Genomic DNA, 10,309 nt, shown 5'->3' with positions numbered 1-10,309 from the left:
GATGCCCGCACTGCTGGCCATCCACCTCGGATCGGTCCTGACCTTCTTCCTGCTGACGCCCTACACAAAAATGGCACACGGCTTCTATCGGCTTGCGGCGCTGGTCCGGGATGCACAACGCAAGCGCGGCGCATAGCCATCGCTTCCATGCCGTACGGGGCGCGGAACGGGTTCTGATCGCCACCAATCTGCATCAGTCCAACGGATGTGCTAAGATGCGCCTTGGGTGACAATCGCGACGGAGGAGATCGATATGAGTGCGGGTGTCTGCGCAATCATCGGGTACGGTCCGGGTCTTGGGGCCGCATATGCCGAAGTGTTCAGGAAGGCCGGATACACCCTTGCGCTTCTCAGCAGGTCGGGGGCCGGTATCGGGGGCGCAGGCGCATCTGACCCGCAGGTCAAACCCTTTGCCTGCGATGCCGGAGATCCCGACAACCTCAGAGGCGCCTTGAAAGCGGTCGAGGATGAGTTCGGCCAGATCGACGTCGCCATATACAATGCCGACCTTGCTCAGTTCGGAACGCTTGACGATGTGACCGAGGTTCATTTCGAACAAAGCTGGCGCGTAGGCGCATTGGGGCTGTTTGTTACGGCCAAAGTGCTGGGGTCGCAAATGGCCGGGCGTGGGTCGGGCGTGATCATCGTATCCGGGGCTACGGCAGCGCTGCGCGGCAATCTCTGGACAACCGCTTTTGCGCCGTCAAAATCCGCGCAACGTGTGCTGGCAAATGCGCTTGCAAAACAACTTGGACCGAAGGGCGTGCATGTGGCCTACATGGTCATCGACGGCGTGATCGACACAGAAGACACCCGGACGGGTTTCGCGCCCGACAAACCGGATGACTTCTTCATCAACCCTGTCCACATAGCTGAAACCGCGCTGATGCTGGCGCGACAGGACCGATCGGCCTGGACGTTCGAGTTGGATATTCGCCCATTTGGCGAAAAGTGGTGACGCGGCTATCGGTCAGGTTTGTTTGCGCGCAATGATGATGAATTGCGTTATCGAGAAAAAGAACCGGCCTGCCTCGGCAAGGCTTTGTTGTTCGTCAAACCACGCCTGCGCAATGGCGGGGTCGACATGCGCGTTCGCAACGGCAAATTGCCTCATCAGATGCAACATCATGGTTGCGATGCCGTCCGGCTTTAGCTGATGATCTACCAGTGTTATCGACCGAACCTCGTCCACCTTATCACCCCGTGCCTTGATCAACGCAGGTAGTCTTTCCGGCACAGACCCGCTGACAAAATGCTGGTTCCATGAGGATCTCATGGCCTGCATCCTCTCTGGCGCATCGCTGAACAAGATCAGGGTGTCAAAATGCAGATCGCTGACAACCAGCCGACCACCGGGTTTCAGGCAGCGCATTGTGTCGGCTAATGCCCCGTCAATATCGTCGACATATTCGAACACCTGCACCGAAACCGCCTTGTCCGCCATGGCGTCTTCGAACGGAAGCGCATTGGCGACGCCGGTACGGAATTCGACGCAGGCATAGTCACGGCAGCGGGCTTTTGCAGCCGCCGTCATGTCGTCGCTGGGGTCAATCCCGATGACGCGGCCCTTCTGTCCAACTGCGCGGGCCAGTTCCGCAGTCAGCAAGCCGTTGCCACATCCGATATCCAATATGGTTTCACCCGGCGCAGGGCAGAGGGCATCGAATGAAGCCTGTCGCCTGCGCGTTATGTCAGCGCCCTGATACGCGTTTTCCAGGATTTTTGTTGTCTCGGCATCAAAATTCAGCATCTTGTTCCCCCTACCACTCCGCCGATCTTAACAGATTGGTCGCTTTTGAGTCCGAAACGGGTTTTTGAAACAATGGAAAGCGCCCCGAGCGCCTGGGTACCGCCAAGTTGGTGGCTGGCTAAACGGTTCCCCGATACCCAACTGCCGCCCGATCTTTTGCGGCGCTGGAATAGGCCCAGGATCTGAAGGCTTCGACGTTTGGAGTGACCCATGTGTCCCGCCCGCCAAGGAGGTATGGCGCAACGAAAGTCACATCATAGCGTTTGTGACCGACCAATGCCGGGTGGGTGTTGCAATAAGTCAATCTGGCGTCAATTGACGAGCGGCAATCAAATTCATGACTCACAGGCAATCTCTTCTAATGCTCGGGCAACGGAGGGGGCAGTATGTCAGAAAAGCTACTTGGCGGGTGCAAATGCGGTTTGGTCCGCTTTGAGGGCGTGCGCGGGGACGCCCCGATGTTTCGATGCCATTGCCGGGATTGCCAGCAACTGACAGGCTCGGGCCATTCCGAGATGATGCCGCTGATCGCAGAAACCTTCAGAATTGGCGACGCTTGCAAAACCTATCAGATGACAGGCGGATCGGGTCGCTTGACCTTTAGCGGGTTTTGCCCGAATTGCGGATCACAACTGACACGCCGCAGTGAAATGATGAGCCAGTTGATCTATGTTCACGCCGCCGCGCTGGATGATCCGTCCAAATACGCCCCCGAGAAGTCGATCTATTCTGACGCTGCGCAATGTTGGGATGATGCGGTGATCCCGCAAGATACCTGAGCGATCGCGGCCATCTTGTGCAATCAAGGGCGATAGCGCTTCAATCGGAATTGCTTTTGGATTGGATGCGCCAGACAAGCTGATCGAACCGCTCCTGGCAGGCAGCCACGCGGGGGCAGGAAGGCTGTCGGAAAGTACAAAAACTTCGAAAATTGGACTCCGGGCGCAGATTCGATGGATAATTGCCTCGGCGCGACCCACGTCTGATTGAAGGAGGCCGTAGGGATGTCCAAGAGCCTTCGCCCACTTACCGACACCGCCTGGCTGGCAGATCATCTGACCGACCCGAAGCTGCGGATCATTGACGTCCGATGGAAGTTTCGGGAGGAAAACGGCAAGGGCGTGGCCTTTGATGACAGGTCAGAATATCAGGCCGAGCATATCCCCGGCGCAGTCTATGTCGGCATGTCCACAGAACTTGCCGACAGTACACAGACCATTCCTGACATGATGCTGGGCCCGCACGACTTTGGCCGGAAAATGCGCGATCTTGGTGTTTCAAGCGACAGTCATGTTGTCGTCTATGATGACTCGGGCCTGCCGCTGGCATCCGCGCGGCTTTGGTGGGCGCTGTCGTATTTTGGCCATGACAACGTGCAGGTCTTGGACGGTGGACTGCAGCAATGGAAGCTGGAAGACCGACCCACCGAATCCGGCGATATTTCCGTCAAGCCGGGGAATTTTGAAGCCAGGGCGCAAGACGGCTGGATCGCCCGGAAGGCTGAGGTCTTGTCTGCGCTTGGAAACCCGAACGTCAGGATTGTCGACTTCCTGCCAAACGATCTCTATCGGGGGCAGGGCTCTCATACATGGGGCGGGCGGTCCGGGCATATTCCCGGAGCGGTCAACATCCCCGCGATTTCGAATATCGATCCGGACTTGGCCGATACACCCATAGCCGAACGGGCAGAGAAATTGCGGCAACGGGGCTCATTCAGGCTGTCGGACCAAAAGAGCCTGCTGCAACATTACCGCGATAAAGGCATAGAGACTGAAAATGAGGTCATTGCCTATTGCGGCCGCGGTTTGGCGGCTTCCAATGGTCTTCTTGCGTTGCGCTATATGGGGTTCGACACATCTCGACTTTATGACGGGTCATGGGCCGAGTGGAGCGCGGACGAAAATCTTCCGATTGAAACGTCGTAAACAACGGCCCACGGCCCTTGCATACTTTCGGTTTTGCACTCAACATCCCGGCTGCCAGCCACAAAAAAGGATGACAGCTTGGTTTCCGACGATCTCGCCAAATCCCTGTGCCAATGGCGGCAACACCTGCATCAAAACCCAGAGTTTGGGTTCGAAGAACAGGCCACGGCGGATTTTGTCGTCAAGCGACTGAAGGAATTCGGGATCGAGGATATCGAGACCGGAATTGGTGGCACCGGTGTCGTCGCCACGCTGCGGCGGGGACGTGGTGATAGAACGATTGCACTGCGCGCGGATATGGATTGTCTGCAAATCCATGAAACCACCAATCTGCCTTACGCGTCGTCCAAACCCGGCCTGATGCATGCTTGTGGTCATGATGGACACACGACAATCCTGCTGGGCGCTGCTGCTGTTCTGGCCCAAGAGGGTGGGTTTGACGGAACCGTGCGGCTGGTTTTTCAACCGGCCGAGGAATGGGGTCAGGGCATGAAGGCCATGATCCGTGATGGGTTAGGATCGCGGTTGGGATTTGACGAAATCTATGGTCTGCACAACAAACCGGGCCTTCCCGTTGGATCGTTTGAAATCCGGCCCGGCCCATTCATGGGTGCCGAAGATGGGTTCCGCATAACCGTGCGCGGTCGCGGTGGCCATGCCTCGCGCCCGCAGGACTGCAAGGATGCGATCCTGTGCGCCTGTTCCATCGTCACCGAGCTTCAGACGATTGTGTCCCGGGCGATAGACCCCTCGGCCCTTGCGGTTGTTTCGGTGACGTCGATTGCGGGCGACAATATCAAGAACGCCATTGCCAGCGAGGCGCGCATCGAAGGCGATTGCCGCCATTTCGATGATGCCGTCAGTCACCGGGTCGAAGAGTCGATGCGCCGCATCGCGAACGGCATGGCCATGGCCCATGACTGCGACGCAGACGTTGAGTATGAGCGTGTGTTTGTCCCGCTGGTGAATGACGCTGAAGCGACGCAGCGCGCGCTGCAGGCGGCGAGATCGGTGTTCGGCGAAAACAACACGGACCCGGCTGCCCGCCCCATGGGTGCATCCGAGGATTTTGCCCAAGCTTTGAAACTTGCGCCCGGTGCGTTCGGTAATTTTGGCAACGGCGACAGCGCACCGCTGCACAACGCCGGGTATGATTTCAACGATGCAGCGCTTGTTCCGGGCGTTCAGTGGTTTGTGGAACTTGTGCGCAACCGGCTGCCCGTCAGCTCGGATTAGACCCCGCTATTTACAGATCGGCAGCTCCAAGGGCGGCTGCTTGGGCAAAGAGTCCCTCCATTGGTTTATGATCGGTTGAAGCGTGCGTTTGGGCCAGAACTTCGGTGTGCCAATGGCTTGCAGACACGCGGCGTTCCAATAAACGCCCGCGCGCGACAGTGATCGCCCCTTGCTCACCGCTTTTGCAACCGCGTTGATATCTTTGGATTCAGGATAGATATAAAGCGTCGTCGGGTTGCCCTCTACCAGCGCCAAAATCTCTTCCGAGGCGGATTCCGACCAGGTGGTGCAGCCGTTGCTGCGCCCACCCGTATAGTTCACAAGCCGTCCATAAGGGACATAGCCGTCATCATCAGCATGAGAGCTTGTGGGGTTCTTGAACCGACATTGCCATTTCAGGAAAACGGCAGGATGGCCACCAATGGCCCTTTCACGCGCATTGCTGGTTTCGCCTTCGCCATCGAACAACAGAAACGTGCGATAGAACGGCTTGGTCTGGCCGGACTGGCTGTAAAACCCTTTGAAGGACGTTCGGGTTTCGGCGGTGACATAGGCCCCGCCCGCCGTCAGCTTTGATCCTTCGGCATTGCTGAAATTCTTTGCGCATTGCCGCCCGTTTGCGAAATTGGCGCGTTGCAGTTTTCGCCCATTGCCATACCCGGATGAAACGGCGCGGAATGTCCGCTGAGATTCACAGATGACATAGAACCTGCGTCCGGGGCTGCCGTTGCGGGCGGTACTGGGGCGGGTCGCGTCTTTGGCAAGATAACAGGGGTTGCTGACCTTACCCTGCCGGGTTTTCTGCTGATACAGCGCCCGCGCCCTTTCCAGCACGACAGGCGCGATCTGGCCGTCGCCCGTTCCCACATGCTTTTGCAGCCAGGCGGGGATATCCGATGACAGGGCAGTGGCCCGTTCGGGCAAGGCCGCCGCCGACGCGGCAAGGGTCATGATGGTGACTGCAAGACGGATCGATTTCGGTCGCAACTGGAAATCTCCTGCCAGAATGTCCTCAGTTCCAATCTATCACAACTTGCAGGGGTTTGGGGGCACGGCAGACACTTAAGACTGCTGCCTGTTGCCACAAATCCTAGGTTTCTTGCGCGTGGCCCTTCAGCCGGATCACCAACGGCAGCATGGCCGCGACCAGCACGGCCGCAAACAGAAACGGTGCGCCCGGGAAATAGATGCCGTCATTGTCCACAGACGCATGAAAAATCCCGGTCAGCGCAAGCGGAGACAAAACCGCCGCGACCGAGGACAAAGACGCGATGACACCCTGCACCACACCCTGCCGATCCTCATCCGTCTGGTTCGACGCCATTGCCGTCATCAGGGGTGGAACCATGTCAGACAGCGCGGCGAGCAGAAGAAAGACGATCAAGGCAGCAATTGACCCGGTGAAGCCAAACCCGACCATACCGATCAGCGCCGAAACTATGCCCAGCATCAATGTGCGGTAATCCCCGATCCACCGGATGAAGATCGGCATCAACCCGCCCTGAACAAACGCCAGCAGCACGCCATAGCCGGCCAGCGACAATCCGATATAAAGGGTTGGCCAGTCGAACACTTCGCGCGTCCAGAAGGCCCAGAGGGTCGGGTAGACCATGTTCGCAAACTCAAAGATGAAGATGCACAAAAGCGGAACCGCAAGCCCCGGCAGGCGGAAGGCGTCAAAGATCGACTTGAACGGGTTCAGATCACGTTTGCCAAACGGGCGGCGTTTGTCCGGTGTCAGGCTCTCGGGCAGTACAAATACGCCGAACAAGGCGTTGCCTGCCGACAATGCGGCGGCGATCCAGAACGGCGCGGCGATGCTGATTTCCGCCGCGATGCCGCCAATGGCGGGGCCTAGGACAAATCCAATCCCGAAGGCCGCGCCGATCAGGCCAAAGTTCGCTGCCTTTTCCTCGGGGGTTGAGATATCCGCGAGATAGGCGGTTGCGGTGATATAGGTCGCCCCGGCCAGACCCGCGAGCGTTCGCCCCAGCAAAAGCAGCCAGAAACTGCTCGCTAAAGCCATGATGACATAATCAATGGCCAGCATGGCAAGGGCCGCGATCAGTATCGGCCTGCGGCCAACCGCATCCGAGATGCTGCCAACAACAGGACCGCACAGGAACAAAGCCCCTGCATAGGCCGCCATCAGCAGCCCGCCCCAGAACGCCCCTTGCCCCGTATCGCCTGCGCCGACCCGGTCCATCAGATCCGGCATGATGGGAAACACGATACCGATGCCGATGGCGTCAATCATCAGGGTAATGAGTATGAAAAGAATGGCTCGGTTCTGAAACATAATACCCTGTCGAACAAAAGGGGTGATACTGCGCCAGACAGAGTTAGCCGCTTTAGTTCCCCTGCAACAAGGTCACGATGATCGCGGGCCAGCCTGCTTTAGCTGAAGGCGTGGCGAGTCTGGGATCAAACCAGGGTCACCGCCTGGGTTGATTTGGCCCGCGCCACCTGCCTAAGGTCGGCGAAACCAAACGAAACCCCAGAACAGGCCCCCATGAAGCTGGAATTTCACCATATCAATTTTGTGTCCGAAGATGTCGGGCGGCTGCACCGGTTCTATACTGAAACGCTCGGGCTGGACGATATTCCGATCGAGAACTTCCCCCGATCTGCCGAGTCGGATGATCGCGGCTATAGCGGCCAGATCCGGTTTGCCACCGACGGGCATATGCAGATGCATCTGGCCGAACGGGATCTTGGCGTTGCGTTCAAACACGGGGAATCCATCAATCCGGTCGAGCGTGGCCATATCGCTTTCCGCACCGATGACATCGCGGCCTTCAAGGCGACGCTGGATGAAAAGGGCATCCCATATTCAGACTATGGCACCGCCTTTGCCAAGGAATGGCATCAGGTCTTTTTCCTTGATCCCGAAGGCAATGTGATCGAGGTCCATCAGGCCGTTTGACCCCGTCACAGGATCGGCAACGGCCCGCGTGTCTTGTTTTGCCGCAGAACGAAGTTGCTGCGGGTGTCCCGAACCAGACCTGATTTTAGCAGCCGTTTCATGATGAACACTTCAAGGTCCTCGGGGGTTCGGGCATAGACCTTCAGAATGAAATCATGATCCCCGGTGATCGAGGCGCATTCGACAATCTGCGGTTCGGTTTCCACCAGTCGCAGGAAATCGGCGATGCTGTTCTCCTGATGATCCCGCAGCGCCACATGGACATAGGCAATAGCATTCAGTCCCACGGCTTTGGCGGTGACCTGCGCGCGATAGCCCGAGACGACGCCCGACGCCTCAAGGTCGCGAACGCGCCGCCAGCATTGTGAGGCCGACAGCCCCGTTTGCTCGGCCAGTTCCTGCATCGACAGACGACCGCTGGATTGCAGGACACGCAGAATGGCTATGTCTGACTGGTGAAGCATATGGTTCGATATTCCACAGTTGGCGAAACATTACGGTCAAAATAGATCATCCGAACGTCCGCACCAAATCAAATATCGCACTACTTTGGGCGTATCCTGTCAGACAGGAGGACGCGCCCATGCCCAAATCGACAAAATACACCGCCAAGCACGCCGATGATCGCGGCCATATCGACTACACCGATCAGGAAAACGCGGTGTGGGCTGATCTTTACGCTGCACAGGAAGACAATGTTCAGCGCTACATGGCGCGCGAGTATCTGGACGGGCTGGTCCGGCTTGACCTGCCAAAGACGCGCGTGCCGTCTTGCGCCGATATCTCTGAGCGATTACTGGACCTGACCGGGTGGCGCGTCCAACCGGTTCCGGCGCTGATCGGGTTCAAGACCTTCTTTGGTATGCTGGCCGAGCGTGTTTTTCCGGCGGCCTCATTCATCCGAAGCCGCGAGGATTTCGACTACATCGAAGAGCCCGACATTTTCCACGAAATCTTCGGGCATACCCCTTTGCTCAGCGATCCTCGCTTTGCTGCATTCAGCCATGCGATTGGGCGGGCGGGCGTCCGGGCCGATGCGGCGGATTATGCCTGGCTGATCCGGCTGTATTGGTTCTCGATCGAGTTTGGACTGCGTCGTCAGGACGGTCAGATCAAGGCGCTGGGCTCGGGTCTTGCGTCCTCGCCGACCGAACTGGTCTATGCCGTGACCAGTGATATCCCGGATCGTGACCCATTCGACGTTCTGACCATTCTGCGCACGCCGTACCGGATCGACATGCACCAGATGGGGTATTTCGTGCTGAACGATCCCGAGGATCTGTTTGCGGCGGCCGAACGCGACCTGCTGGCCGATGTGCGGCACGCGCGGCGCTTGGGTCTGTTGCCAAACAAGTTCCCCGAAAAGGTCACCGCAGCCGAGTAGAACGCCTAGCCGAGGCTCTTGTACATATAGGTCGTCGGTTCGAACACCGGCTCGAACGGGTTGCGGCAGTAATTGGGGATTTCTCCGGCAATCTGGAAGCCGATGTTTTGGTACAGGATACGAGAGGGATCGCTGCTGCGTGTATCCAGCACCAGCATGGTCCGGCCCAGCTCTGACGCCCTGTCTGTCAGGGATTTCATCAAGGCTCGCCCCAATCCACGCCGTCTGGCGTCGGGATGGACCAGCAGTTTGGCGACGTCCGCGCGATGTGGTTGATTGGGCATCACGGCGGGGATCAGTTGCACGGTGCCCAAAATCCGCCCGTCGCCATAGGCCACAAACAGGTCCAGCGTACCGGCGCGCAGGTCCGGTCGCACGCGGTTCTGCCAATAGGCCCGCGCATCCTTTTTCGAAAACGGAAGAATGAACCCGATGCTGGCGCCCGTATGAACACAGGCGTGCAGGATGTCGGCCAGATCATCATGGGCATCGTCAAAATAGGCGTCCGTCAATCGCGTGATCATATCAGCACCAGAATGTATCGCGCGCCCCGCGTTGCACCGGTTTCAAACCGGGTTGGCCCGCACAGGTGATAGCGCAGGCAGTCGCCACCGCTGAGCGTATGGGGCGTTCCGTCCACGGTGATCGTCAGACCACCGTCCAACATGATCAGGTGATGCTCTTGCCCCGGTTTCGGAGGCGTCTCGTATCCAATCACCGTGTTGCGCGGTAAGTGGCATTCCAGAACTTCTCCGGTCAGGCCCGTCGAGGGCGGTGAGACGGACCTGCGGGTAAATCCGGTCTCGGGATCGCTCCATTCCGTTTGCCGCTCATAGGGGACCTTGGGGTCAAAGCTGTCCTCGACCATCATCAAAAGGCGCGACATCGGCAACCCGTAAGCGGCGCAGAGGCGGCCCAGGTTTTCGGCGGTTGGGCTGACCTCACCCTTTTCCATGCGCGACAGAGTGGCCCGGCTGATGCCGCTTTGATCTGCCAATTGGTCCAGCGACCAGTTGTGGCTTTGGCGCAGTTCACTCAGGCGTGAGGCGAGGCGGTCTGAAAGAGTATCTAACATAGTCCATATTTGA

General features: G+C 58.2%; 12 protein-coding genes. 6 read left to right on the top strand and 6 right to left on the bottom strand.

The annotated features are described in order from the left end of the window. Positions 1-253 precede the first annotated feature (253 nt). Complete coding sequence (locus tag ACR0MO_RS20810; RefSeq protein ID WP_480627392.1) at positions 254-958, top strand: SDR family NAD(P)-dependent oxidoreductase; 705 nt, start codon at positions 254-256, stop codon at positions 956-958. Positions 959-970: 12 nt separating this feature from the next. On the opposite strand, the gene ACR0MO_RS20805 is transcribed toward ACR0MO_RS20810, so the two are convergent. Then, positions 971-1,750, bottom strand: a complete 780-nt coding sequence (locus ACR0MO_RS20805; RefSeq protein ID WP_480884338.1) for a methyltransferase domain-containing protein — start codon at positions 1,748-1,750, stop codon at positions 971-973. Between the two features lie 386 nt (positions 1,751-2,136). Here ACR0MO_RS20805 and ACR0MO_RS20800 point away from each other — a divergent pair, with 386 nt between their 5' ends. The 3 genes from ACR0MO_RS20800 to ACR0MO_RS20790 all read left to right on the top strand — a co-directional run bounded on the left by ACR0MO_RS20800 (position 2,137) and on the right by ACR0MO_RS20790 (position 4,911). Next, positions 2,137-2,529 carry a GFA family protein gene (locus ACR0MO_RS20800; RefSeq protein WP_480708766.1) on the top strand — a complete coding sequence of 131 codons (393 nt, stop codon included), beginning with the start codon at positions 2,137-2,139 and terminating at the stop codon, positions 2,527-2,529. A gap of 225 nt (positions 2,530-2,754) precedes the next feature. After that, complete coding sequence (locus ACR0MO_RS20795; RefSeq protein ID WP_480875858.1) at positions 2,755-3,675, top strand: sulfurtransferase; 921 nt, start codon at positions 2,755-2,757, stop codon at positions 3,673-3,675. A 78-nt stretch (positions 3,676-3,753) separates the two neighbouring features. Then, a complete protein-coding gene (locus ACR0MO_RS20790; protein WP_480893137.1) occupies positions 3,754-4,911 on the top strand; it encodes a M20 aminoacylase family protein in 1,158 nt (385 codons plus the stop codon). 6 nt (positions 4,912-4,917) lie between these two features. Here ACR0MO_RS20790 and ACR0MO_RS20785 read toward each other — a convergent pair whose 3' ends face one another. Beyond that, positions 4,918-5,898 (bottom strand): hypothetical protein, encoded by a 981-nt coding sequence (locus ACR0MO_RS20785; protein WP_480586073.1) that lies wholly within the window; start codon positions 5,896-5,898, stop codon positions 4,918-4,920. 103 nt (positions 5,899-6,001) lie between these two features. Beyond that, complete coding sequence (locus ACR0MO_RS20780; protein WP_480893135.1) at positions 6,002-7,210, bottom strand: TCR/Tet family MFS transporter; 1,209 nt, start codon at positions 7,208-7,210, stop codon at positions 6,002-6,004. A gap of 213 nt (positions 7,211-7,423) precedes the next feature. On the opposite strand from ACR0MO_RS20780, the gene ACR0MO_RS20775 reads away from it, so the two are divergent. Beyond that, positions 7,424-7,837, top strand: a complete 414-nt coding sequence (locus tag ACR0MO_RS20775; RefSeq protein WP_480893133.1) for a VOC family protein — start codon at positions 7,424-7,426, stop codon at positions 7,835-7,837. Between the two features lie 5 nt (positions 7,838-7,842). Here ACR0MO_RS20775 and ACR0MO_RS20770 read toward each other — a convergent pair whose 3' ends face one another. Then, positions 7,843-8,301, bottom strand: a complete 459-nt coding sequence (locus tag ACR0MO_RS20770) for an Lrp/AsnC family transcriptional regulator (RefSeq protein WP_170524427.1) — start codon at positions 8,299-8,301, stop codon at positions 7,843-7,845. Positions 8,302-8,420: 119 nt separating this feature from the next. On the opposite strand from ACR0MO_RS20770, the gene phhA reads away from it, so the two are divergent. Continuing rightward, entirely contained in the window at positions 8,421-9,221 is an 801-nt protein-coding gene (gene phhA, locus ACR0MO_RS20765; protein WP_480893131.1) for a phenylalanine 4-monooxygenase, read from the top strand. Positions 9,222-9,226: 5 nt separating this feature from the next. Here phhA and ACR0MO_RS20760 read toward each other — a convergent pair whose 3' ends face one another. Then, positions 9,227-9,745 (bottom strand): GNAT family N-acetyltransferase, encoded by a 519-nt coding sequence (locus ACR0MO_RS20760; RefSeq protein ID WP_170456712.1) that lies wholly within the window; start codon positions 9,743-9,745, stop codon positions 9,227-9,229. Then, positions 9,742-10,296, bottom strand: a complete 555-nt coding sequence (locus tag ACR0MO_RS20755) for a helix-turn-helix transcriptional regulator (RefSeq protein WP_170456710.1) — start codon at positions 10,294-10,296, stop codon at positions 9,742-9,744. Before ACR0MO_RS20755 ends, ACR0MO_RS20760 begins: the two co-directional genes overlap by 4 nt. Positions 10,297-10,309 lie beyond the last annotated feature (13 nt).

It is taken from the genome of Ruegeria sp. K5 (genome assembly GCF_056531805.1).
This window is presented reverse-complemented; position numbering and strand designations above follow the sequence as displayed.

Coding starts and splice junctions, on each gene's coding strand:
- ACR0MO_RS20805 (WP_480884338.1), bottom strand. CDS start 1,750: ATGCTGAATTTTGATGCCGAGACAACAAAAATCCTGGAAAACGCGTAT.
- ACR0MO_RS20810 (WP_480627392.1), top strand. CDS start 254: ATGAGTGCGGGTGTCTGCGCAATCATCGGGTACGGTCCGGGTCTTGGG.
- ACR0MO_RS20780 (WP_480893135.1), bottom strand. CDS start 7,210: ATGTTTCAGAACCGAGCCATTCTTTTCATACTCATTACCCTGATGATT.
- phhA (WP_480893131.1), top strand. CDS start 8,421: ATGCCCAAATCGACAAAATACACCGCCAAGCACGCCGATGATCGCGGC.
- ACR0MO_RS20775 (WP_480893133.1), top strand. CDS start 7,424: ATGAAGCTGGAATTTCACCATATCAATTTTGTGTCCGAAGATGTCGGG.
- ACR0MO_RS20800 (WP_480708766.1), top strand. CDS start 2,137: ATGTCAGAAAAGCTACTTGGCGGGTGCAAATGCGGTTTGGTCCGCTTT.
- ACR0MO_RS20770 (WP_170524427.1), bottom strand. CDS start 8,301: ATGCTTCACCAGTCAGACATAGCCATTCTGCGTGTCCTGCAATCCAGC.
- ACR0MO_RS20760 (WP_170456712.1), bottom strand. CDS start 9,745: ATGATCACGCGATTGACGGACGCCTATTTTGACGATGCCCATGATGAT.
- ACR0MO_RS20795 (WP_480875858.1), top strand. CDS start 2,755: ATGTCCAAGAGCCTTCGCCCACTTACCGACACCGCCTGGCTGGCAGAT.
- ACR0MO_RS20755 (WP_170456710.1), bottom strand. CDS start 10,296: ATGTTAGATACTCTTTCAGACCGCCTCGCCTCACGCCTGAGTGAACTG.